The sequence below is a fragment of the Streptomyces sp. NPDC002088 genome, assembly GCF_040296605.1.
GTDB lineage: Bacteria > Actinomycetota > Actinomycetes > Streptomycetales > Streptomycetaceae > Streptomyces.
Window position 1 is genome coordinate 182,572 of record NZ_JBEOXO010000016.1, and the last position, 22,351, is coordinate 204,922.

Consider the following 22,351-nt stretch of genomic DNA (forward strand, 5'->3'; position numbering starts at 1 on the left):
GTCAGAACCCCTGAGGCTGTGCGGTGAACTCGGCTTCGGTCGCCGTCAGATCGAAGTAGGCCTGCTCCAGCGTGCCTTCCTCCGCGGCCAGTTCGAGGATCGGTACGCCGGCGGCGGACACCAGGCGGCCGATGTCGTCCACGCGCGCGTGCTCCACGCTCCAGTGCCCGTCCTCGTGTGCCACGGCTTCGTGACCGTGCGCGGCAAGCGCGTTCTTGAGCGCGCCGGCATCCGTCGTGCGGATACGCACGCGGGGCTGCACACGCGCGTCGATGAAGTCCTGCATCGGGGTGTCGGCGAGCAGTCGGCCGCGTCCGAGGACGACGAGATGGTCGGCGAAGGAAGCGGTCTCGTTCATGAGGTGGCTGGAGACGAGGACCGTGCGTCCCTCCGCGGCGAGCCGGCGCAGCAGGCCGCGGATCCAGACGATGCCCTCGGGGTCCAGACCGTTCGACGGCTCGTCCAGCAGGACGACTTCGGGGTCGCCGAGCAGGACGGCGGCGATACCGAGGCGCTGTCGCATGCCCAGCGAGTACGTCTTCACCCGGCGCCGTGCCGCGGGCGTCAGCCCCGTCTCCTCCAGCACCTCGTCGACCCTGCGGACGGGGATGCGGTTGCTCGCGGCGAGGGCCCGCAGGTGGTCGCGGCCGGTGCGGGAACCGTGCGCGGCCTGTGCATCGAGCAGGGCGCCCACGTGGCGCAGGGGTTCGGTGAGCGTCGGGTAGGCGCGGCCGCCGATCGCGGCCGTTCCCGAGGTCGGCCGGTCGAGGCCGAGCACGAGCCGCATGGTCGTGGACTTGCCCGCGCCGTTCGGGCCGAGGAAGCCGGTGACGCGGCCGGGACGCACGCGGAAGGTGAGGTGGTCCACGGCGCGCCGGTCCCCGAAGTCCTTGGTGAGGTCCTGTACGTCGATGCTGGTCATGGCAACACCCTGGCCGTTCCCGGGGGTTGATTCCTCCCCCCTGCGTGGAGAGCGTCTCCCCCGCTCGGGGGAGGTCCGTTGTCAGTGGGGGCTGGCACGATGTCGGAATGGCCCGATTGCTGCGCCCGTTCACCCGGGCGGTCACCTACACACGATGGCTGCACCTGTTCGTCGCCGTCGTGTGGCCGGCCATGTTGCTGTACCTCGTCGACCAGTGGTGGTGGTTGTCCTTCGTCCTGCTCGCACCGGCCGGGCTCCTTCCCGCGATGCGGACCGTGGAGGGGCTGCAGGCCCGACTGCTGCTCGTCGACCGGCGCGCCGACGAGGGCCCGGAGATCGTCGTCGCTCCGTCGGCGACGTGGGCCGACCGCGGCCGGACCGTGCTGTGGCTGGAGGCCCGGCTCGCGCTGGGGGGTCTGGTCGCGATGCTCACCGTCCAACTGCCCATCACCACCGAGAACCTGGTGCGGACCGCCCGGGGCGGCAGCCCGGACGGCGGCGGCTGGCTTCCCATCCACGGCCACCACTGGTGGTACGGCCTCCTCGCGCCCCTGCCGCTGGTGCTGCTGGCCGCGGTCGTCGTGTCCTCGGGCGCGCTGATCACCCGGCTGGCCGGGCAGCTCCTCGGCCCCTCACCCGCCGAACAGCTCGCCGCCCTGGAGGAGCGCACCGAGCAGCTCCTGGAGCGCAACCGGATCGCGCGGGAGCTGCACGACTCGATAGGTCACGCCCTGACCGTGGCGGTGGTCCAGGCGGGTGCCGCCCGCGCCGCGGGGGACCCGGCGTTCACCGACCGGGCGCTCGGCGCCATCGAGGACACCGGCCGGGCCGCCCTCGAGGATCTGGAGCGCGTGCTCGGCATCCTGCGTGAGTCGGAGCGGCCGGTGAGCAGCCGCCCGACGCTGACCGATGCCGACCGTCTGCTGGAATCCGCGCGTGCTTCCGGGGCGAAGGTCGACGCCGAACTGACCGGCCCCCTCGACACCGTGTCCGGCCCGGTCTCCCGCGAGGGCTACCGCATCCTCCAGGAAGCCCTGACCAACGTGCTGCGCCACGCGGGGACGGTCCCCGTCCGGGTCCGCGTCGAAGTCGCCGACGGCGCCCTCGCACTGGAGGTCCGCAATCCGCTCACCGCCGGCATACCGGGGCCCGGCCGGGGCAGCGGCCTGCGCGGTATACGCGAGCGTGCCGCCCTGCTCGGCGGCCGGGCCCGGACCGGCCCCGACGAGGGTGACTGGCAGGTGCATGTAGAGCTGCCGCTGCGCTGACCTAGGCTGGCCGGATGCCGGTCACCGTTCTCCTCGTCGACGACGAACCCCTCGTACGCGCAGGCCTGCGGGCCGTGTTGGAGGCACAGCCCGACATCGAGGTGGTCGGAGAGGCGGCGGACGGTGCGGCCGTGATCCCGCTGGTTCGGCAGCTGCGGCCGGACGTGGTCGCCATGGACGTGCGGATGCCCCTGCTGGACGGCATCGAAGCCACGCGCGCGGTGTTGCGGACGGTCGACAAGCCTCCGAAGATCCTCGTGGTGACGACGTTCGAGAACGACGAGTACGTGTACGACGCGCTGCGCGCGGGTGCCGACGGGTTCCTGCTGAAACGGGCCCGGCCCGCCGAGATCGTGCACGCGGTGCGGCTGGTCGCCGAGGGCGAGTCGCTGCTCTTCCCGGCGTCGGTGCGGCAGCTGGCCGCCGAGTACGGCGACATCCGCGGGAACAAGGAGGCGCGGGCGGTGCTGGAGCGGGCCCGGCTGACGGAGCGGGAGGCGGAGGTGCTGCGGCTGATGGCCCGGGGGCTGTCCAACGGGGAGATCGCCGCCCAGTTGATCGTCGGCACCGAGACGGTGAAGTCGCACGTCAGCGCCGTACTGGCGAAACTGGGGGCGCGGGACCGCACCCAGGCGGTGATCGCGGCGTACGAGTCGGGGTTCGTGGCGCCGAGCTGAGCGGGTACGCCCGTCGGAGTCCGATGTCCCCGGAACTCGCCGGGGTCCTTCGTGCCGAGTACGATCCGGCCAACACGCGCACGAGCTGGGAGGACGGACGTTGGGGCGGCTGACCGGCGGGGATCCCTCGCTGCTGCGAAGGATCAATTCCGCGGTGGTGCTGCACGCGCTGCGTGCCACGGACTGCGCGACTCTGACGGAGATCACCCGGGTGACCGGGCTGTCCCGGCCGACGGTCGAGGGCGTCGTCGAGGACCTCATCGAAGCCGGTCTGGTGGTCGAGAAGGCCGCCGAGGAGGGCGCGGCGCGGCGTCAGGGGCGGCCCGCGCGGCGGTTCCGGTTCCGTGCCGAGGCCGGTCATCTGCTGGGGCTGGAGATCGGGCCGCACCGTGTCGCCGCGCTCCTCGCCGACCTGGACGGCCGGCTGCTCGGTGCCCAGGCCAAGGACGTCGAGGAGACGGCCTCGGCGGACGAACGCCTGGAGCGGCTGCGCACGGCGGTCGCCGAACTCCTGCGCCGGGCAGGGGTGCCACGCAGCTCGCTGCGCGCGGTGGGGGTGGCGACGCCCGGGATCGTCGAGGCGGACGGGACCGTGCGGCTGGGCACCGCGCTGCCCGAGTGGACCGGGCTGCGCCTCGGCGAACGGCTGAGCCGCTCCTTCAAGTGCCCGGTCCTGGTGGAGAACGACGCCAACGCCGCGGCCGTCGCCGAACACTGGAAGGGCGCCGCCACCGAGTCGGACGACGTCGTGTTCGTGCTGGCCGGGCTGAGCCCGGGCGCCGGTTCGCTGATCGGCGGGCGGCTGCACCGGGGGTACGGCGGGGCGGCCGGCGAGATCGGCGCGCTACACCTGCTGGGCCGGGAGGTCACTCCGGAGACGCTGCTGTCGACCACGGACGAGCCACTGCATCCGCTCGACGAGCAGGCGGTCGCCAAGGTCTTCGCGCAGGCACGCGAGGGCGACCAGCGGGCGAGGGCCGCCGTCGACCGCTTCATCCAGCGGCTCGTCCACGACGTCGCGGCGCTCGCTCTGGCGCTCGACCCGGAGCTGGTGGTCGTCGGTGGCTGGGCGGCCGGTCTGGACGGGGTACTGGAGCCGCTGCGGCGCGAGCTGGCGCGCTACTGTCTGCGGCCGCCGAAGGTGACCCTGTCCCTCCTCGGCGAGGCGGCCGTGGCGACGGGTGCGCTGCGGCTGGCCCTCGACCATGTGGAGGAGCAGTTGTTCGCGGTGGAGGGCACGGTGACGGCGCGGCGCTGAGGGGGCTGCCCGTGGGGTGCGGCGGCGGTGTCGGAGAAACGCCTCGCGCCCCGGTGGAGTTCCGGGGCGCGGGCAGGACGTCGGTCAGGAGGCCTGCCGCTCCGGCCTGTGATGGATCTCCACGCCGCCCGAGGCGCCGAAGGTGAGCCGGCAGGTGTCCGCGCGGTAGGTCGCCACGGAGAGCGCGGCGGTGCGGCCCCCGGCGAGGAAGCGGGTGGTGACGACGAGGACGGGGGCGCCGGGGAGCCGGTCCAGTTCCTTGGCGTCGTCGGCGCGGGCCGAGCCCAGCTCCACGGCGTTGTCCTGCCCCTCCAGCTCCTGGCGCTGCAGCTCGCGCAGCACGGCACGCGCGCGTGCCGGTCCGGACGGGGCGATGGCGGACAGGTCGGGCACCGACGTCCGCGGGATGTAGAGCAGCTCGGCGGCGACGGGCTGGCCGTGAGTCATCCGGGAGCGGCGCACCGTGTGCACGGCTTCGTCCCGGCCGGTCTCCAGGGCGTCGGCGACGGCCGCGGGCGGGACCGCCAGGGTGGAGTCGACGGGCTGCCAGGCATCGCCGGCCGTTCCCGGCCAGGCATGCTGCTCGGTGCCGACGGCCACGCCCACGCGGGGCGGGGCGACGGTCGTACCGACGCCGCGGCGGCGCTGCAGCCGGCCTTCCAGCTCGAGCTGTTCCAGGGCCTGGCGGAGCGTGGCGCGGGCGACGCCGAAGCGGGCGGCGAGGTCCCGCTCGTTGGGCAGGATCTCGCCCACGGAGAACTCGGAGTCCAATGCCTCACTGAGCACGGTCCTGAGGTGCCAGTACTTCGGTTCCGGCACCGTTTCCAGCTGCGTGGTCCCCACCCTGTCCTCCGCAATCGCCGTGGTCCGGCGGCGTTTTAGCGCCCTTGTTTATTAAAGGTTGTTGCACTTCTCTGCGACCATAGGACGGCCTCCACCCTTGGTCAATACCAATCCTCGATCCCGTGGCCGTCACACAGGCCGTCGCCGTGCAGCGTTCACGGGGCGTTCGTGCGGGGCCACATTCGTGACATCCCGGCAAAGCCCCTGCCGTGAAGAATCACCGGGACTGCTGGGGGCCGGCGGTGGCGGCCACGACGGTGGCGGTGGCGGGAGGAAGCCAGGCGGTACGCGGTACTGGGCACGGGCGAGGTCGGCCGCGCCGGCTCGAGCTCAACCGGAGCATCGGGCACGCGGACTTCAACCTGGAGGTGCGCAGGGCCCGTTGAGGGCCCGAGGTGTCGCGATACGCTCGACGACTGGGGGCTACCCGCCGGTAGCAATTGCTGACAAGCTGTCTACGGCGTCCGTCAGTGAGTCCCAGACGAGGAGCACCCCCATGTCCGCCACCGTCTCCTTCACGGTTCCCTCCCCCCAGGGCCCGCAGAGCGTGACCGTCTCCTACGCGCGCGTGGGCAGCGGCGAACCGCTGCTCCTGCTGCACGGCATAGGGCACCACCGGCAGGCCTGGGACCCCGTGGTGGACATCCTCGCCACCGAGCGGGACGTGATCGCCGTGGATCTGCCCGGCTTCGGCGCGTCCCCGGGCCTGCCTGACGGCCTCGCCTACGACCTGCCCACGACGAGCGCCGTGTTCGCTGCCTTCTGCGAGGCGCTGGAGCTGGACCGCCCCCATGTGGCGGGCAACTCCCTGGGGGGCCTGCTGGCCCTCGATCTGGGGCGCGAGAAGCGCGTACGGTCCGTCACGGCCCTGTCCCCCGCCGGGTTCTGGTCGCAGGCCGAGCGGCGCTACGCGTTCGGCGTCCTGATCGCGATGCGGCAGATCTCGCAGCGGCTGCCACTGCCGGTGGTGGAGCGGCTGTCGCGCACGGCGGCCGGCCGTACGGCGCTGACGAGCACGATCTACGCCCGCCCGGGCCGCCGTTCACCCGAGGCCGTGGTCGCCGAGACGCTCGCGCTGGCACGCGCCACGGGCTTCGACGCGACCCTCCGGGCCGGCGGCGCCGTCCAGTTCACCGACGACATCCCCGGGCTCCCGGTCACCGTGGCCTGGGGTACCAGGGACTGGCTGCTCGTGCGCCGTCAGGGCGTGCGCGCCAAGCAGATCATCCCCCGGGCCCGGCTGGTGCGGCTGCCCGGCTGCGGGCACTGCCCCATGAACGACGACCCGGCCCTGGTCGCGCGCGTCATCCTCGACGGAAGCCGCTGACCCGCGCCGTACCGCGGTCAACGCGCCCGATCCCAGGGCGACTCCAGCGCCGACCAGGGCGCTGCCCCCGGCCTGGGCGGCGCCGTAGGAGCCGGTGCCGACGAGCGGGGCGGTCCAGGCGGCCGCGACGGGGATGAGGCCGGAGAACAGCGTGGCACGCTCCGCGCCGATCCGCTGCATGCCCATGTACCAGCACACGAAGCCGACGACGGTGACGACCGCCGCCTGCCACAGCAGAGCGGCGGACTTCCGCTACGACCGGGCTCCCGTGGGCGCGCTCCAGGGACTCGACCCGGAGCGCGTGCTCTACGCGGGTTCGGTCAGCAAGTCCCTCGCGCCGGGGCTGCGCCTGGGCGGCCACCGCGTGATTCGGGGGCGTCGCGCACCGGTTCCCGTGACTCGGGGGAGGATCGCTCGCCAGTTCCCGTGATTCGGGGGATCGCACCCGACGGCCAGTTGTTCACTTCTGGTTTCCGTGTGCGCTGCGGCGCACCAGTAGTTGTGGCACTGCACACCGGCCGGTTCCCGTTCCAGGAGGCGCACCCATGTCACACCGTCCGTTCCCCGGCCGCCGCAGCGTGCTGCGCGGCTCGCTGGCCGCGTCGGCGGCCCTGACCGTGCCCGCCGGCCTCGGTGCCGCGCCGGCGTTCGCCCTGTCGGGGCGCCCCCAGGCCGGCTGGGGCGTGCAGACGGGAGACGCGACGTCCGACTCGGGGCTGGTGTGGGTCCGCTCCGACCGTGCGGCCCGGATGATCGTCGAGACGTCCGCGACCGAGTCGTTCCGCAACCCGCGCAGATGGCACGGCCCGCTGCTGGGCACGGACACCGACTTCACCGGCACCACGCGGCTGCACGGGCTGCCCTCGGGCGAGCAGATCCACTACCGCGTCCTGCTCGCCGACCCGGACGACCCGCGCCGCACCGGCGAGCCGGTGGCCGGCACCTTCCGCACCGTGCCGCACGGTCGCCGGCCCGGCGTGCGCTTCCTGTGGTCCGGGGACCTGGCGGGACAGGGCTGGGGCATCAATCCCGACCTTGGCGGCTACCGCATCTACGACGCGATGGCCAAGCTCGATCCGGACTTCTTCCTGTGCAGCGGCGACAACATCTACGCCGACGGCCCCATCTCGGCGACGCAGGCGCTGCCCGACGGCAGCACGTGGCGCAACATCACCACCGAGGAGAAGGCCAAGGTCGCCGAGACCCTGGCCGAGTTCCGCGGCAACTTCCGCTACAACCTGCTCGACGAGAACCTGCGGCGGTTCAACGCCCAGGTGCCGTCGATCATCCAGTGGGACGACCACGAGGTGCGCAACAACTGGTACCCGGGCGAGGTGATCGCGGACTCGGACACCCGCTACGCCGAGAAGAGCGTCGACGTGCTGGCGGCGCGCGCCCGGCGGGCGTTCGGCGAGTACTTCCCGATCTCGACGCTGCGGCCGGGCGCGAAGGAGGGCCGTGTCCACCGGGTCATGCGCCACGGACCGCTGCTCGACGTGTTCGTGCTGGACATGCGGACGTACCGCAACGCCAATTCCCCCGACGACCAGACCGTGGACCCGCAGGGCATCCTCGGCAGCGAGCAGTTGGAGTGGCTCAAGCGGGAGCTGTCGCGGTCGCGTGCGGTGTGGAAGGTCATCGCCGCCGACATGCCGCTCGGCCTGGTCGTGCCCGACACCACCGAGGGCAGGCCGAACATCGAGGCGGTGGCGCAGGGCGACCCGGGCGCGCCGCTGGGCCGTGAGCTGCAGATCGCCGAGCTGCTGCGGTACATCAAGTACCGGCGGATCACCGGCACCGTGTGGCTGACGGCAGACGTGCACCACACCTCGGCCCAGCACTACCAGCCGTCGCGGGCGGCGTTCACCGACTTCGAGCCGTTCTGGGAGTTCGTCTCGGGCCCGCTGAACGCCGGTGCCTTCCCGGCCAGCGCGCTGGACAACACCTTCGGTCCGGAACGGGTGTTCGTAAAGGCACCGACCGCTTCGAACGTATCGCCCGCCGGCGGCTACCAGTTCTTCGGCGAGGTCGACATCGACGGCGACAGCGGGGAGCTGACGGTGCGGCTGCGCGAGCAGGACGGCACCGTGCTGTTCACCCAGGTTCTCCAGCCGGGACGCGTCGGGCAGTAGGTCCGAAGTCCCGTACCCTCGGACGTGTGCCGCGCACCGGCGTCATCCCCCGGTGCGCGGCACCGCAGCGTCCTTCAACTTGCCCATCGTGACAAGGTTTTCGCAGGTCAGCGATCCAGGGCGGCTTCGGCGCCCGCCGTGGGGCAGGTAAATGGGCGCGCCGAGCAACCCTGTGGCCCTTGATCAACACTGCATCGCGGGAGCGGCAACGCAGGAGGCGGAGGTCAGCTGGTCAGCTACCTGCGGTTTTGCCCACGCCGGTTGGTACCCGGTGGTGACCGGCAACGGCGACCGGCTGCGCTTCGAGTCCTTCTCCGGCTGCGGCGGGGTGTACGCGCGCCTGGACGTTCTCGACGCGGGCCTCGACGGCGGCCAGGTGGGACACGGCACGACGAACGTCGACGTCAACAACCCGCTGCGCGAGGCCCTGTCACGGATCGGCGGGGACGATCCGCTCCACCTGCGCGCCTCCCGCATCCTGGTCGAGTCCGCTGAACTGCAGGAGTTCCAGGAGGACTTCCCGGCCAGCCGTGCACCTGTGCCTGGCGTACGGGCTCGGCGCACGGCACGCGGAGGACCGGCTCGCCGCCTTCGACGCGCTGCTGGTGCCGGCGGCGCGCGGTGAGCTGGAGGCGGCCCGACTGGGCACGGACCTCGGAGAGCTGGTCCGGCGCGGCGCCGTGAAGCCACAGCGGCTGGCCGACTCGATGCGGACGGCGGCTGCCACGGGGGCCAACGCCACCATCTGGGGAATGCTCGGCCACACGCTGCCGGGCCGGCCCGCGGGCTCGGGGAGCTGCTGACGGTGGCCGCGGAGTGCGCCGAACGGTCCGGGGCGCGGGGCGATCTGCCGCACCTGGCGCAGGCGGCGGCCCGGCGCGGCTCCTCCCGCGTGGAGACGCAGGCCCGGCGGCTACGCGGTGCGCTGACCGAGGAGGTGGCCGCATGACGTGGTCCCCCTACGGCGTCGCGCCTGGCCACCGCCTCTGAGCTGGGGCGTTTCCCAGCCGGCCTACTACTGCAACACAACGGCAAAAAAGCTTGTAAAAGGTGCAGATCTTGTCTTTACCGCCCAGTCACAAAGCGTTCGTGATCACGCAACACGCGCCCTTCACAGTGGCTGCATGAATCGAGACATGTCTGATGTGACGCGTGCGAAACACGGTCGCCCCGTGCACCACTGGCGGAGGGACGTGGTGGAACTCGCCGCTCTCTTCACGGCCGTGGCGGTGGCGGACGCCGTGGCGAACCTGATCGGGCACGGCCCCGACGGTCCGGCGCTGCTGGTGATCTCGGCGGTCGTCCTCGCGGCCACGGCGGGATTCCACACATGGTGGGCACGCCACCACGGTCACGCGCCTCCGGAGACCGATACCGGTGCCCGGCCGCGCTCCGGCGAGCGGCAGACCGGGCCGTCCGTCCCGTCGGCCGTGGCCGTTCAGGCCACGGGCGGGGAGAGCTCCCTGTGGCGGATGCGGACGACGGTGAAGGACGAACCGGGGTCACTGGCGACGCTGTGCACGGCGCTGGCCGGACTGCGGGTGGACATCCTGAGCCTGCAGACGCATCCGCTGGGTGAGGGAACGGTGGACGAGTTCCTGCTGCGGGCACCCGGCGAGCTGCCCGCGGCCGAGATCAGCCGCGCGGTGGCACAGGCGGGCGGCGCCTCGACCTGGATCGAGCGGGCCGACGCGCACGACCTGGTGGACGTCCCGACCCGGGTGCTCGGCCTGGCCACCCGCACCGCGCTGGACGCGGCCGAACTCCCGCTCGCGCTGCGCCAGTTGCTGGGCCGGTGCACCATCCGGTCGCTGCCCGCCTCGCCGCTGGACAAGGGCCGCGGGGTGGACGGCGTACCGGTAGAGGGGGCTCTCGAGGACACAGTGATGCGGCTGCGGGCGCCGGAAGGCGGAGTGATCACCGTGGAACGGCCGTATCTGCCTTTCACGCCGACCGAGTTCGCCCGGGCGCGGGCGCTGGTGGAGCTGGACGCCAGGCTCGGTCCGCGCGTTCCGCTCAGCGAGGATGTGCTGACGCTGCCCGAGGGCAACGACATCACCGTGCGCCGGGCCGACACCGGTGACCTGGAGGCCGCGAAGGACATGCACGAGCGGTGCTCGGCACGGACCCTCGCGATGCGCTACCACGGGCCGGTCGGCGACGCGGACCGTTATCTGAACCACCTGCTCAGCCCGCGCTTCGGACGGACGCTCGCGGTCCAGACCTCGTCCGGGCGCATCGTCGGTCTCGGCCACCTGCTGTGGGACGGGAACGAGACGGAGGTAGCGCTGCTCGTCGAGGACGAGTGGCAGAGGCGAGGTATCGGCACCGAACTCCTCGGCCGCCTGGTGACGATGGCGGTCGAGGCCGGCTGCGAGAGCGTGTACGCCGTGACGCGGGCCTCCAACAGCGGCATGGTCGCCGCGATGCGCGGCCTCGGACTCCCCCTCGACTACCAGATCGAGGAGGGCACCCTGGTGATCACGGCACGCCTGGACGCGGTGCCGGTCGAGGCGGGGCTGCCCTACGAGCGGCAGCAGCGGTACGGGGAGCGGATCGTGCGCGACTAGGCGCTCCGCTGGGGGCGCGGTGATGAACCTGCGGGCCGTCGGTGGCTGGTCGCGCCCACGCGGCGGAGCCGCATATCGACACAGCCCCGCGCCCCTTCGGGGCGCTGCGGTCAGCACGGTTCAGACGACGGACGCCCCCTGCTCTGCCACCGCGGCCCGATCCGCCGTCGCCGTCTCGCCCAGTGCCCCGTCCAGGTCGGCCCACAGGTCCTCGACGTCCTCCAGTCCCACCGACAGCCTCAGCAGCCGGTCGCCCACACCGGCGCCCCGCCGGTCCGCCGGGTCCACGATGCGGTGGCTGATGGAAGCCGGGTGCTGGATGAGTGTGTCCACGCTGCCGAGGCTCACCGCCGGAGTGATCAGGCGGACGCCGGCGATGACCTCGTGCGGGTCGCCGTGGACCTCGAAGGAGATCATCGCGCCGCCGATGCGCGGGTAGTGGACGCGGGCGACGCGCGGATCGGCGGCGAGGCGGCGGGCGAGTTCGGCGGCGTTCGCGGAGGCGGCCCGCACCCGTACCGGCAGGGTCGACAGGCCGCGCAGCAGCAGATAGCCGGCCAGCGGATGCAGCACCCCGCCGGTGGCGAACCGGACCTGGCGCAACTGACCGGCGAACTCCTCGTCGCAGGCCACGACGCCCGCCATCACGTCCCCGTGCCCGCCGAGGTACTTGGTGGCGCTGTGCAGCACCAGCCGGGCGCCCTGCTCCGCGGGGCGTTGCAGGACGGGCGTGGCAAAGGTGTTGTCCGCGAGCAGCGGAACGGAGCCGCAGGCGTGGGCGACGGCCGGCAGGTCCACTTCGGCGAGCGTGGGGTTGGCCGGGGTCTCGACCATGACCAGGCCCGTGTCCGGGCGCAGGGCGTCCGCGATGCCGGCCGGGTCGGTCCAGGTCACCTCCGAGCCGAGCAGCCCGGCGGTCAGCAGGTGGTCGCTGCAGCCGTACAGCGGGCGCACGGCCACGACATGGCGCAGGCCCATCGACCCCCGTACCAGGAGCACGGCGCTCAGCGCGGCCATGCCGCTGGCGAACGCGACCGCGCTCTCGGTGCCCTCCAGCCGGGCCAGGGCGCTCTCGAAGCGGGCGACGGTGGGGTTGCCGAGGCGGGCGTAGACCGGCGGGCCCTCCGGCTCGGCGCCCGTCGCGGCGAAGGCGTCGATGCGGGCGGCCTCGCCACGGCTGTCGTAGGAGGGGTAGGTGGTGGACAGGTCGATCGGCGGGGCGTGCAGTCCCTGGCCGGCGAGGTCGTCCCGTCCGGCGTGCACGGCCTCGGTGGCCAGTGCTCTCGATGGGGTGTGTACGTCGTCGTACGGCGCGAACGTGCTCGCTGAGTCCATGGACGCAAGGGTGAACACCGGCCGGGGCACCGTATTCGAACACCGTGCTACGTTCGGCCAATGGCCGAATCTGTCGTACTGGATCCGGTGGACCTTCACCTGCTGCGGCTGTTGCAGAACGACGCCCGGACGACGTTCCGCGATCTCGCCGCGCAGGTCGGGGTCGCGCCGTCGACCTGTCTGGACCGCGTGACGCGGCTGCGCCGCGCGGGGGTGATCCTCGGCCATCAGCTGCGGGTGGATCCGGCAAAGCTGGGGCGCGGGTTGCAGGCGCTGCTGTCGGTACAGGTCAGGCCGCATCGGCGGGAGCTGGTGGGGCCGTTCGTGGAGCGGATCCGGGCGCTGCCGGAGGCGCGGACCGTGTTCCACCTCACCGGCCCCGACGACTATCTCGTCCATGTCGCGGTCGCGGACATGGCTGATCTGCAGCGGCTGGTGCTGGACGAGTTCACGTCACAGCGGGAAGTGGCCCGCGTGGAGACCCGGTTGATCTTCCAGCAGTGGGACTGCGGGCCGCTGCTCCCACCAGGCCCGCCGGAGACGCCCTCAGCGAAATCGGACTGACGCCGCACATGGCGCGGCAAACCGGGCTGACGCGGCACCGGTATCCGTACGAGGATGTCCGCATGTCAGAGACCAAGAGCCAGCTGCCCCGCGAGGTCGCCGACGCCTACGTCGACGAGCTGATCGCCCTCGACCCGATCACCGGAACCTACCTCGGAGTGAAGGAGAGTTCGAGCCGTCTGCCCGACACCTCACCGGCCGGACAGGATGCGCTCGCCGAACTGGCCCGGACGACGCTCGCCCTGCTCGACGAGGCCGAGCGGCAGCCGGGCGCGGACAGTGACATCGAGCGCCGCTGCGGGCGCCTGCTGCGCGAGCGGCTCACCGCGGAGCTCGCCGTGCACGAGGCCGACGAACACCTGCGCGCCGTCGGCAACCTGCACACGGCGCCGCACTCGGTGCGCGAGGTGTTCACCGTGACGCCGGCGCAGACGGAGGAGGACTGGACGGCGATCGCCGAGCGGTTGCGCGCGGTGCCGACGGCGCTGGCGGGCTACCGCGAGTCCCTCGCGCTCGGGCTGGAACGCAAGCTGTACGCGGCACCGCGTCCGACGGCCACGTTCGTCGGACAGCTCACCGAGTGGTCGGACACCGACGGCGACGGCCACGGCTGGTTCGAGGACTTCGTGGCCGCCGGCCCGCAGGCGCTGCGCGCGGAGCTGGACGAGGCCGCCCGTGGGGCGACCGCCGCCGTCGTGGAGCTGCGGGACTGGATGCGCGACGTGTACGCGCCGACGATCGAGGGCGCGCCGAACACCGTGGGCCGTGAGCGCTACGCCCGCTGGGCGCGCTACTTCAACGGCACGGACCTCGACCTGGACGAGGCGTACGCGTACGGCTGGGCCGAATACCACCGTCTCCTGGGCGAGATGCGGCAGGAAGCCGAGAAGATCCTGCCCGGCGCCGCGACGCCGTGGGTGGCGCTCGCTCACCTCGACGAGCACGGCCAGCACATCGAGGGCGTCGACGAGGTCCGCGACTGGCTGCAGGGCCTGATGGACCAGGCGATCGACGCGTTGGACGGCACCCACTTCGAACTCGCCGAGCGGGTACGGAAGGTGGAGTCCTGCATCGCGCCTCCCGGCGGGGCGGCGGCGCCCTACTACACCGCGCCGTCGGAGGACTTCTCGCGCCCGGGCCGCACCTGGCTGCCGACGATGGGCCAGACCCGCTTCCCGGTCTACGACCTCGTCTCCACCTGGTACCACGAGGGCGTCCCCGGCCATCACCTGCAGCTCGCGCAGTGGACGCACGTCGCCGCGAACCTCTCCCGTTACCAGGCGACCCTCGGCGGGGTGAGCGCCAACGCCGAGGGCTGGGCGCTGTACGCGGAGCGGCTGATGGACGAGCTGGGCTTCCTCACCGACGCCGAACAGCGGCTCGGCTACCTGGACGCGCAGATGATGCGGGCCGTCCGCGTCATCATCGACATCGGCATGCACCTGGAGCTGGAGATCCCCGGAGACTCCCCGTTCCACCCGGGCGAGCGCTGGACTCCGGAGCTGGCCCAGGAGTTCTTCGGCGCGCACAGCAGCCGCCCGGCGGACTTCGTGGAGAGCGAGCTGACCCGCTATCTGACGATGCCCGGTCAGGCGATCGGCTACAAGCTCGGCGAGCGGGCCTGGCTGCTGGGCCGTGAGAACGCCCGCAAGCGGCACGGCGACGCCTTCGACCTGAAGGCCTGGCACATGGCTGCCCTGTCCCAGGGGTCCCTCGGCCTGGACGACCTGGTGGACGAGCTGTCTCAGCTCTGACGCGCGGGGCTCACCCTGCTCTCCGGAAGCCGCCCTCCGAGTCGATGACCTGACCCGTGACCCTTCCCCAAGCTCTCAACTTCGTTCGAGCAGGGGAGACCCCAATCGCCTCGTCCGTGGCCAGCCACGCGATGAGGCGGGCGGGGTCGTCGGGCCGGCCCCACCGGCCGGCGGGGAAGCGCGCGGCGACGGCCGTGTGGTCGTCGCCGGTCAGGTAACCGGTGTCCACGGGGCCCGGGTTGACGGTGTTGACCGTGATGGCGTGCTCGGCGAGCGTGGTCGACAGGGAGCGGGTGATGGAGGCGAGCGCGCCCTTCTGGAGGGCGTAGGCGATCTCGCCGGGCATGCCGCCCGCGATGTCCTGACCGGACGTCATCATCACCACACGCCCGCCCGGCGTTCGCGGTGGCAACGCGGAGCGCAGCCGGGCGTGGGCCTGGACGAGGAGCAGCACCGAGCGCGCGTCGACCGCCCAGTGCGCGTCGAGCATCGTGGCGTCGATCGCGTCGAGGGTGCCGTCGGAGCCGCTGAGGGCGTGGTTGGCGACGAGGATGTCGAGCTGTCCGCCGAGCGCCGAGGCGGCGGTGGCGATCAGTTCGGCGGGCGCGGCCGGGTCGGAGAGGTCGCCCGGCCCCGCGACGACCCGGGCCTGCGGGTCGCCGAGCGCCGCGCGTACGGAGGCGGTCACGTCCTCGGGCCGGTCGGCGCCCCAGGGCATGGCGGCGTCGTGCGGAACGTGGTGGTGCAGATAGACGCTCGCCCCGTACGCGGCGAGCCGCCGGGCCACCGCGTGCCCGATGCCGTCGCGCCTGCTGGCCCCGGTGACCAGGGCGGTGCGACCGCGCAGGGGCAGGGGGTCACGGCGCAGGTCTTCGGGTGCGGGGTGCGGGAGTCGTGGCATGGACGACCATGATGGTGATCGTGCGGGGCCGGCGCACTCGTATTACGGATGGGTTCGGGGGCAGTCGCGCGCCGTCCCCGCCCACCGACCACCCCGGCAGCCGCCACACGCCGCCCCCGCCCACCGATCAACCCGGCAGCCGCCCCACGCCGCCCCCGCCTACCGGTCAGTCCGGCAGCCGCCGCAGCTGTACGAGCCCCAGCCAGGTTTCGGGGCCCGGCTGCACCTGGGCCGCGCGCACGGCGTACCGGCCGGGATGCAGCGAGATCTTCACATGGTCGGTCCGCGCGCAGTCGTTGCCGGGCCAGGCCGCGTCGAACAGGAGGACCGTGCCGGGTACGTTCCAGTTCACCTCGGACTCCCAGGACGCCGTGACGAGCGCTTCGGGCAGCTCCGCGAGGAGTTCCTCCGCCGAGTCCGCGGCGTACCAGCGTACGAACGTGCCGTGGTCGGGGAGGTAGGCGGTGGCGGCGGGCTCGTCGCCGAGGACCAGGGCCGCGCTGTCCCCGACGGGCAGCAGGCCGACCGCCGCGTCGATCTCACACGCGCGGTCATAGTCCGAGACCGTCTCGTCCCCGTCGGCACCCGCCCAGAACGGCAGCACCGTCTCCGGCACCGCTATGAGCGGCCCGCCGCCCGACTCCACCCATTCCACCGCGTCCGGATCCGCGTATCGCACCATGCCGCAGAACCTACACGCACAGGGGTCCCACGAATTCACTGTTCCCAAAGGCGACTCGTACGCCACTCTCTACTCCCATGACCACCCGGACCCTTCCTCTCCCCGCGCGTCACGGCGACCGGACACGCCCTCGCGGACGCCGCACGGCGACGCGGCACGCGTGTCGAGACGCTGCACGACTGGCGGGTGCCCGTACGCGAGCGCGCGTCCGCCGGGGCCTCGCTGTACGCCGGACCGCTGTTCGCGGACGCCGTGGCGCGGGAGCTGGGGCTCGGGCTGCTGGAGGCGCCGGAGGACTGGCTCGCCCGGCTGCCGCACGAACTCACCCTGCGGGACGTCGAGTTCACGACCATCGGCGCGGCGCGGCAGCTGCGGCGGCCCGCGTTCGTGAAGCCGCCCAACGACAAGAGCTTCCCCGCGCGCGTCTACCCGGACGGGAGCCGGCTGCCGGGGCCCGACGCGGTCGACGACGACGTGCCCGTGCTGGTGAGCGACGTCGTGACATTCGCCCTGGAGTACCGGCTGTTCCTCCTGGACGGCGAGGTCCGCACCGCCAGCCGGTACGCAGCGGGCGGCGAACTCGACGTGGCGCCGCTGGCGGCGGACCCGCGCCGGTCCGAGGTGCTGTCCTTCGCCGGGCACCTGGCCGACAGGGGGCTGCCGAGCGCGGTCGTCGTGGACGTGGGGCTGCTCGCCGACTCGGGCTGGGCGGTGGTGGAGGCCAACGCCGCCTGGGCCAGCGGGCATTACGCCTGCGACGTGGACGCCGCGTTGGACGTAGTGCTGCGCGCGGCCCGCCCGGAAGGGGAGTTCGCTCCGGCGGACCGCCGCTTCCGGCGTCCGACACCGGCGGTGATACGGGACTGAGTCCTCGCCGCGCGCTGAACTCCCCGCTGCGTCAGCAGCCGCAGTCCTCCGCGTCCACCGGCGCCGTCAGCGGGTCCGCGTCCCGGCGCGCGGGACCCTCCCAGGTCTCGTACGCGAAGCCCTCGCGCGCCCAGTACTCGAATCCGCCGAGCATCTCCTTCACCTGGTAGCCGAGTTCGGCGAGGGCGAAGGCGGCTCGGGTGGCGCCGTTGCAGCCGGGTCCCCAGCAGTACGTCACGACGGGCACGGACTTGTCGAGGAGCTGCTCGGCCTGCTCGGGGATGAGCGCGGTCGGCAGGTGGACCGCGCCGGGAATGTGGCCCTGGTCCCAGGACTCCGTGGAGCGGGAGTCCAGGACGACGAAGCCGGGGTCCCCGCCGGCCGCGAGCGCGGTGGCGACGTCGGAGACGTCGGCATGGAAGACGAGGCTGGCGCGGAAGTAGGCGGCGGCCTCGGCCGGGGCGGCGGGGGCGACGCGCAGGACGGGGTTGACGGCTGTCGCGGCAGTCATCGTGGGGCCTCTCAGTAGTGACTTTCAGCGGTGACTTTCAGTGATGGTTCCCGATGACCAGAAATCTACGGTCGTTGATCATCTTCCTGAAGGGGCATTCCCCGGCGTGGACCTTGCTCCGCCGGGGATTCACCTGCTATTTCTCCGTCATGACCGCGTATTCCCCGGACGCCACCGACTGGCACATCCTCGAGGTCCTCCAGCGCGAGGGCCGGGCCAGCTTCGCCGACCTGGCGCGTGCCGTGTCGATGTCCGCGAGCGCGGTGACCGAGCGGGTGCGGCGGCTGGAGGAGGCGGGCGTCATCCAGGGGTACGCGGCCGTCGTGGACCCCGAGCAGCTGGGCCTGCCGATCCTGGCGTTCGTACGGCTGCGCTACCCCAACGGCCACTACAAGCCGTTCCACGACCTGGTGGCCGTCACGCCCGAGATCCTCGAGGCGCATCACGTCACGGGCGACGACTGCTTCATCATCAAGGTCGCCGCCCGTTCGATGCGGCACCTGGAGGAGGTGTCGGGCAAGATCGGGACGCTGGGGTCGGTCACGACCAGCGTCGTCTACTCCTCCCCGCTCCCCCGGCGCCCGCTCGGTCACTGACCCCGCTGCCGCACCGCCGACCCCGACCGGCCCTTCACGATCTCCAGCTGCGCGTGGATCCGCCGCCGCAGATCTGCGACATGGCTGACGATGCCGACACTGCGGTCCCGCTCGCGCAGCGAGTCGAGCACATCGAGGACCTCGTCGAGGGTCTGATCGTCGAGGCTGCCGAAGCCCTCGTCGATGAAGAGCGTGTCCAGGCGGACCCCGCCGGCCTCGTCGGTGACGACGTCCGCGAGGCCGAGCGCCAGGGCGAGCGAGGCGAAGAACGTCTCGCCGCCCGACAGCGTCGCCGTGTCCCGCTCACGCCCGGTCCAGGCGTCGACGACGTGCAGGCCGAGCCCGCTGCGGCCGCGTCCGGCCCGGTCGTCGGAGTGGACGAGGGTGTAGCGGCCGGACGACATGCGCTGCAACCGCACGGTCGCGGCGGCGGCGACCTGTTCCAGGCGGGCCGCCAGCACATACGACTCCAGGCGCATCTTGCGCTCGTTGTCGGCCGAGGTGCCCGCGGCGAGGCCGGCCAGGCGGGCGACACGGTCGTACTCCTCGCGCAGTGGCGCCAGGCGCCGAACCCCGGTGGCCGCACGCGCGGACAGCCGGTCGAGTTCGGCGCAGCGCCGGGCGGCCGCGTCGCGCACGGAGGCGGCATCGCGCAGCCGCCGGCCCGCCACCGCGGCGGTCCGCTCGGCCGAGGTGACGTCGGCGGGCGGCTGCTGAGCGGCGGCCGCGGTGTCGGCCTCGGCGAGCACGGCGCGTACGGCGGCCTCCTCGGACTGCCAGGCGTCCAGGCGCCGTTGGAGCTCGCGGTGGGCCGCGTCGTCGAGGAGCGCGGCGGCCGCGTCCTGCGGGGTGTCGAACCCGGCGCGGAAGGCGGCGTCGGCGAGGCGCGCGTCGGCGTGCTTCAGCCGCTGCGCGGTGTCCGCGGCGGTGCGGGCGGTGTCGGCCGCGTCGGTGAGGAGGGCGACCTGCCGTTCCAGCTGGGCGGCCCGCGCGGCGACGCTGCCGGCGCTACCCCGGGCCTGGGTCAACTCCTCCTCCAGCGTGGCCTTCTCGCGGTCCAGCCGCTCCCGGTGGCCGACCCGGGAGGCGGCTCGCACGGCCGCCTCCTGCCGCACCGCGGTCCGCCGTTCGCGCTCCTGCTCGGCGTGCCTCAGCTGCTCGTTCGCGGCGTGCAGCCCGGAGGCGCCGCGGCGCGCCTCGGCATACTGCCGCTCCAACGCTTCGGACTGTCGGTCCAGTTGCTCGGTCGGGGTGTCGGACGCCTCGGCGGTGGCGGCGGCCAGCGCCTCCCGGACGACGCCCAGGCGCCGCTCGTCCTGCGCGTGCCGCTCCTCCGCGCTCTGGTAGGCGGCCAGGGCTCGTTCCTCCGCCTCGCGGTCGACGTGTCCGGCGACCTTGCGGGCGGGGGCGGGGTGTTCGGTGGCGCCGCAGACGGCGCAGGGTTCGCCGTCCTGGAGGTTCGCGGCCAGTTCGGCGGCGATGCCGTTCAGCCGCTGTTCCTTCAGGTCCAGCCAGTCGGCGCGGGCCTGTATCGCCCGCTTCTCCGAGATGAGTGCCCGCTTCTGCGCCTCTTCGGTGTCCCCGGCGAGCTGATCGCGCAGCCGGGCGGCTTTCAGCCGCTTCTGCGCGGGCTCGCGCTGCACCGCGAGCTGCTCGGCCTTGGTGGCGGCCTCCTGGGCGGACTCGATACGACCCTGAAGGTCGGCCCGGGTCGTCTCCCACTCACCGAGCCAGCTCTCCGCCTCCGCCAGGACGTCGTCGTCGGCGCGCTCCTGGCGGTCCAGGCCGGCGCGCTCGGCGGCGAGTTCGGTCAGGCGGTGCTCGGCACGGCGGGCCGACTCCAGCCCGCCCAGTTCCTCGGCGGCCCGGCGCGCGGCGGCCGCGAGTCCCGCCGCACCGGCTTCCGCGAAGGTCTCCGGCACCTGTGCACGCGCGCGTGCCTCGGCACCGGCCGCCCGTCGGTGCTCGGCGTCGGCGGCCTCCCGCAGCTCCAGCGCCGGCGCCACCGCCTCCGCCTTGCGCGCCCGCTCCATGCGCACCTGCGCACCCCGGTGCGCGTCGGCCCGCTCCTCGAGCAGCGCGGCCCGCTGCCGCGCCTGTGCGAACCGCTGCTGCAACCGGGCCACTTCGCGTACGTCGGACAGCGCGCGCTCGGCGGCGGCCTGCGCGGACTCGGCGGCGGAGAGACGGCAGTGCGCGACCGCCAGCTCCTCGCGGGCGGTGCTGCGGGCGACGGCGGCGGCACTCAGCACGGCCTCGGCCACGCCCGGCTCCCCGGGTGTCAGCTCGGGCAGCTCCATGGCGCCGCCCGCCTCCTGCTGCATACGGTGTGCGTCCGCCAGCAGCGCGGCGTCCCCTTCGCGCACCTGGGCCTCGGTCGCCCGCCGGCGTTCGGCGAGGCGCTTCTCGACCTCGGCGAAGCGCTGCGTGTCGAACAGCCGGCCGAGCAGCTTGCCGCGGGCCTCTGCGTCGGCGCGCAGGAACCGCGCGAAGTCGCCCTGCGGCAGCAGCACGACCTGGCAGAACTGCTCGCGGCTCATGCCGAGCAGCTGGGTGATCTCCTCGCCGATCTCCTGGTGCGAGCGGCTGAGGTCCTTCCAGGAGCCGGCGACGGCGTCGTACTCGCGCAGCCATGTCTGCGCCTTGTCCAGGGTCGTACCCGAGCCGCGCCGCTTGGGCCGCTCCCAGGGCGGCTGCCGGGTGATCTCCAACCGCCTCCCGGCGACGGTCAGTTCGAGGCGGACTTCCGTGCGGGTGCCGACCGCGGCGTGGTCGCTGCGCAGCGTCAGGCCCTGCCCGCTCTGGCGGGCGCCCGGGACCGAGCCGTAGAGCGCATAGCAGACCGCGTCGAGGACGGAGGTCTTGCCCGCGCCGGTCGGGCCGTGCAGCAGGAAGAGCCCGGCGGCGGACAGCTCGTCGAAGTCGACCGTCTGCGCCCCGCCGAAGGGCCCGAAGGCGGTGATGTCCAGGCGGTGGAGCCTCACCGGGCCACCTCCCGCACGGTCTCGTCCGCGCGCACCACGTCGAACGCGTCCCGCAGCACGATCCGCTCCCGCTCGTCGGGCCCGGCACCGCGCACGTGCGCCACGAAGTCCTCCGCGATCTGCTGGTCGCTGCGGTCGGCGAGCCGCGTGGCGTAGGACACGCCGGGGTCGTCCGGGGCCCGCTCGGGGTCGAAGACGAGGCTCAGCGTGTGCGGGAACCGCTCGGTGAGCCGGGCCATGGGGTCGGCCGGGCGGACGGGGTCGGTGAGCGTCGCCTCGACCCACGCCTCCTCGTGCCGGGCGAGCCCCGGATCGGCGAGCAGTTCCTCCAGCGGGCCCCTGACGCGGGCCAGCGCCCGTGGCACCGGGCAGTCGATCCGCTCGGCGGTGAGCGTGCCGTCGGCGCCCAGGTCGACGAGCCACATGCTCTTGCGGTGGCCGGACTCCGAGAAGGAGTACGGCAGCGGGGAGCCGGAGTAGCGCACGCGCTCGGTGATGGTCTGGCAGCCGTGCAGGTGACCCAGTGCCGCGTAGTCCACGCCCTCGAATACGCCGGCGGGCACGGCGGCCACCCCGCCGACGGTGATGTCCCGCTCGCTGTCGCTGGCCTCGCCGCCGGTGACGAAGGCGTGGGCCAGGACGACGGAACGCGTGCCACGCGCGCGCGTGGCGAGGTCGGCGCGGACGCGGTCCATGGCGGCGGCGAGCACGGTCTCGTGTCCCGGCTTCTCCACACCGAACTCGTCCTTGACCAGGGCGGGTTCGAGATAGGGCAGCCCATAGAAGGCCACATCGCCGTGGGTGTCGGAGAGCACCACCGGTGTCCCGCACGCCGACGGCTCGGTCCGCAGATGGATGCCCGCGCGGTCGATCAGCCCGGCGCCCACCCCCAGTCGGCGGGCGGAGTCATGGTTGCCGGAGATCATCACGGTCGGCACGCCGAGGTCGGCGAGGCGATGCAGGGCGTCGTCGAACAACTCGACCGCGGCGAGCGGCGGCACCGCCCGGTCGTACACGTCTCCCGACACGACCACGGCGTCCACGGCGTGCTCGCGCACGGTCGTGACGAGGTGGCCGATGAACTCGGCCTGGGCCCCGAGCATGTTGACCCGGTGGAACGCGCGGCCTAGATGCCAGTCGGAAGTGTGCAGCAGTCGCAT

Annotated in this window: 19 protein-coding genes and 2 pseudogenes; 13 read left to right on the forward strand and 8 right to left on the reverse strand. The window is 73.1% G+C overall.

Annotated elements, in window-relative coordinates; all coding sequences use genetic code 11:
• Position 1 precedes the first annotated feature (1 nt).
• Positions 2-922, reverse strand: coding sequence for an ATP-binding cassette domain-containing protein (locus ABT114_RS30445; RefSeq protein WP_351146089.1), 921 nt, complete (start codon positions 920-922; stop codon positions 2-4).
• A 107-nt stretch (positions 923-1,029) separates the two neighbouring features.
• On the opposite strand from ABT114_RS30445, the gene ABT114_RS30450 reads away from it, so the two are divergent.
• The 3 genes from ABT114_RS30450 (at position 1,030) to ABT114_RS30460 (ending at position 4,125) form a co-directional block, all read left to right on the forward strand.
• Positions 1,030-2,190 (forward strand): sensor histidine kinase, encoded by a 1,161-nt coding sequence (locus ABT114_RS30450; RefSeq protein WP_351146091.1) that lies wholly within the window; start codon positions 1,030-1,032, stop codon positions 2,188-2,190.
• Between the two features lie 14 nt (positions 2,191-2,204).
• Positions 2,205-2,867, forward strand: a complete 663-nt coding sequence (locus ABT114_RS30455; RefSeq protein ID WP_351146092.1) for a response regulator transcription factor — start codon at positions 2,205-2,207, stop codon at positions 2,865-2,867.
• 100 nt (positions 2,868-2,967) lie between these two features.
• Positions 2,968-4,125 (forward strand): ROK family transcriptional regulator, encoded by a 1,158-nt coding sequence (locus ABT114_RS30460; RefSeq protein ID WP_351146093.1) that lies wholly within the window; start codon positions 2,968-2,970, stop codon positions 4,123-4,125.
• An 84-nt stretch (positions 4,126-4,209) separates the two neighbouring features.
• Here ABT114_RS30460 and ABT114_RS30465 read toward each other — a convergent pair whose 3' ends face one another.
• Complete coding sequence (locus ABT114_RS30465) at positions 4,210-4,968, reverse strand: GntR family transcriptional regulator (RefSeq protein ID WP_351146094.1); 759 nt, start codon at positions 4,966-4,968, stop codon at positions 4,210-4,212.
• Positions 4,969-5,464: 496 nt separating this feature from the next.
• On the opposite strand from ABT114_RS30465, the gene ABT114_RS30470 reads away from it, so the two are divergent.
• From ABT114_RS30470 to ABT114_RS30500, 6 genes and pseudogenes are all read left to right on the forward strand, one after another.
• A complete protein-coding gene (locus ABT114_RS30470; protein WP_351146095.1) occupies positions 5,465-6,295 on the forward strand; it encodes an alpha/beta fold hydrolase in 831 nt (276 codons plus the stop codon).
• A gap of 151 nt (positions 6,296-6,446) precedes the next feature.
• Positions 6,447-6,725 carry a hypothetical protein gene (locus ABT114_RS30480; protein WP_351146130.1) on the forward strand — a complete coding sequence of 93 codons (279 nt, stop codon included), beginning with the start codon at positions 6,447-6,449 and terminating at the stop codon, positions 6,723-6,725.
• A gap of 115 nt (positions 6,726-6,840) precedes the next feature.
• Positions 6,841-8,427: an alkaline phosphatase D family protein gene (locus tag ABT114_RS30485; RefSeq protein WP_351146096.1), complete on the forward strand. Its 1,587-nt coding sequence runs from the start codon at positions 6,841-6,843 to the stop codon at positions 8,425-8,427.
• 151 nt (positions 8,428-8,578) lie between these two features.
• Positions 8,579-8,971: pseudogene (locus ABT114_RS50690) on the forward strand (hypothetical protein); the annotation flags it as partial.
• Positions 8,955-9,376 (forward strand): annotated as a pseudogene (locus ABT114_RS30495) (DUF6493 family protein); the annotation flags it as partial. The pseudogenes ABT114_RS50690 and ABT114_RS30495, both read left to right, overlap by 17 nt.
• 223 nt (positions 9,377-9,599) lie before the next feature.
• Positions 9,600-10,997, forward strand: a complete 1,398-nt coding sequence (locus tag ABT114_RS30500) for a GNAT family N-acetyltransferase (protein WP_351146097.1) — start codon at positions 9,600-9,602, stop codon at positions 10,995-10,997.
• A gap of 120 nt (positions 10,998-11,117) precedes the next feature.
• Here ABT114_RS30500 and ABT114_RS30505 read toward each other — a convergent pair whose 3' ends face one another.
• Positions 11,118-12,332, reverse strand: a complete 1,215-nt coding sequence (locus ABT114_RS30505) for a trans-sulfuration enzyme family protein (RefSeq protein ID WP_351146098.1) — start codon at positions 12,330-12,332, stop codon at positions 11,118-11,120.
• Between the two features lie 60 nt (positions 12,333-12,392).
• Between ABT114_RS30505 and ABT114_RS30510 the strand changes: the two genes are divergently transcribed.
• Positions 12,393-12,896 (forward strand): Lrp/AsnC family transcriptional regulator, encoded by a 504-nt coding sequence (locus ABT114_RS30510; RefSeq protein WP_351146099.1) that lies wholly within the window; start codon positions 12,393-12,395, stop codon positions 12,894-12,896.
• A 62-nt stretch (positions 12,897-12,958) separates the two neighbouring features.
• Positions 12,959-14,650 carry a DUF885 domain-containing protein gene (locus ABT114_RS30515; protein ID WP_351146100.1) on the forward strand — a complete coding sequence of 564 codons (1,692 nt, stop codon included), beginning with the start codon at positions 12,959-12,961 and terminating at the stop codon, positions 14,648-14,650.
• 10 nt (positions 14,651-14,660) lie between these two features.
• On the opposite strand, the gene ABT114_RS30520 is transcribed toward ABT114_RS30515, so the two are convergent.
• Both ABT114_RS30520 and ABT114_RS30525 read right to left on the reverse strand, forming a co-directional pair.
• A complete protein-coding gene (locus ABT114_RS30520) occupies positions 14,661-15,551 on the reverse strand; it encodes an SDR family oxidoreductase (protein WP_351146101.1) in 891 nt (296 codons plus the stop codon).
• 166 nt (positions 15,552-15,717) lie between these two features.
• Positions 15,718-16,233, reverse strand: a complete 516-nt coding sequence (locus ABT114_RS30525) for an immunity 21 family protein (RefSeq protein ID WP_351146102.1) — start codon at positions 16,231-16,233, stop codon at positions 15,718-15,720.
• A 186-nt stretch (positions 16,234-16,419) separates the two neighbouring features.
• Between ABT114_RS30525 and ABT114_RS30530 the strand changes: the two genes are divergently transcribed.
• On the forward strand, positions 16,420-17,100 hold the full coding sequence (locus ABT114_RS30530) for an ATP-grasp domain-containing protein (protein WP_351146103.1): 681 nt from the start codon (positions 16,420-16,422) through the stop codon (positions 17,098-17,100).
• A 31-nt stretch (positions 17,101-17,131) separates the two neighbouring features.
• Here the strand turns inward: ABT114_RS30530 and ABT114_RS30535 are convergent, their stop codons facing one another.
• On the reverse strand, positions 17,132-17,611 hold the full coding sequence (locus ABT114_RS30535; protein WP_351146104.1) for a rhodanese-like domain-containing protein: 480 nt from the start codon (positions 17,609-17,611) through the stop codon (positions 17,132-17,134).
• Between the two features lie 149 nt (positions 17,612-17,760).
• Here ABT114_RS30535 and ABT114_RS30540 point away from each other — a divergent pair, with 149 nt between their 5' ends.
• Positions 17,761-18,207: an Lrp/AsnC family transcriptional regulator gene (locus tag ABT114_RS30540; protein ID WP_351146105.1), complete on the forward strand. Its 447-nt coding sequence runs from the start codon at positions 17,761-17,763 to the stop codon at positions 18,205-18,207.
• Here the strand turns inward: ABT114_RS30540 and ABT114_RS30545 are convergent.
• Both ABT114_RS30545 and ABT114_RS30550 read right to left on the reverse strand, forming a co-directional pair.
• A complete protein-coding gene (locus ABT114_RS30545) occupies positions 18,201-21,191 on the reverse strand; it encodes an AAA family ATPase (RefSeq protein ID WP_351146106.1) in 2,991 nt (996 codons plus the stop codon). The genes ABT114_RS30540 and ABT114_RS30545 overlap by 7 nt on opposite strands.
• Positions 21,188-22,351: an exonuclease SbcCD subunit D gene (locus tag ABT114_RS30550; protein ID WP_351146107.1), complete on the reverse strand. Its 1,164-nt coding sequence runs from the start codon at positions 22,349-22,351 to the stop codon at positions 21,188-21,190. The genes ABT114_RS30545 and ABT114_RS30550 overlap by 4 nt, the downstream gene beginning before the upstream one ends.

Excerpts from the sequence above, each read along its gene's own strand:
- ABT114_RS30525 (WP_351146102.1), bottom strand. The coding sequence starts at position 16,233 with ATGGTGCGATACGCGGATCCGGACGCGGTGGAATGGGTGGAGTCGGGC.
- ABT114_RS30445 (WP_351146089.1), bottom strand. The coding sequence starts at position 922 with ATGACCAGCATCGACGTACAGGACCTCACCAAGGACTTCGGGGACCGG.
- ABT114_RS30535 (WP_351146104.1), bottom strand. The coding sequence starts at position 17,611 with ATGACTGCCGCGACAGCCGTCAACCCCGTCCTGCGCGTCGCCCCCGCC.
- ABT114_RS30470 (WP_351146095.1), top strand. The coding sequence starts at position 5,465 with ATGTCCGCCACCGTCTCCTTCACGGTTCCCTCCCCCCAGGGCCCGCAG.
- ABT114_RS30505 (WP_351146098.1), bottom strand. The coding sequence starts at position 12,332 with ATGGACTCAGCGAGCACGTTCGCGCCGTACGACGACGTACACACCCCA.
- ABT114_RS30455 (WP_351146092.1), top strand. The coding sequence starts at position 2,205 with ATGCCGGTCACCGTTCTCCTCGTCGACGACGAACCCCTCGTACGCGCA.
- ABT114_RS30520 (WP_351146101.1), bottom strand. The coding sequence starts at position 15,551 with ATGCCACGACTCCCGCACCCCGCACCCGAAGACCTGCGCCGTGACCCC.
- ABT114_RS30550 (WP_351146107.1), bottom strand. The coding sequence starts at position 22,351 with ATGCGACTGCTGCACACTTCCGACTGGCATCTAGGCCGCGCGTTCCAC.
- ABT114_RS30515 (WP_351146100.1), top strand. The coding sequence starts at position 12,959 with ATGTCAGAGACCAAGAGCCAGCTGCCCCGCGAGGTCGCCGACGCCTAC.
- ABT114_RS30540 (WP_351146105.1), top strand. The coding sequence starts at position 17,761 with ATGACCGCGTATTCCCCGGACGCCACCGACTGGCACATCCTCGAGGTC.
- ABT114_RS30485 (WP_351146096.1), top strand. The coding sequence starts at position 6,841 with ATGTCACACCGTCCGTTCCCCGGCCGCCGCAGCGTGCTGCGCGGCTCG.
- ABT114_RS30510 (WP_351146099.1), top strand. The coding sequence starts at position 12,393 with ATGGCCGAATCTGTCGTACTGGATCCGGTGGACCTTCACCTGCTGCGG.
- ABT114_RS30450 (WP_351146091.1), top strand. The coding sequence starts at position 1,030 with ATGGCCCGATTGCTGCGCCCGTTCACCCGGGCGGTCACCTACACACGA.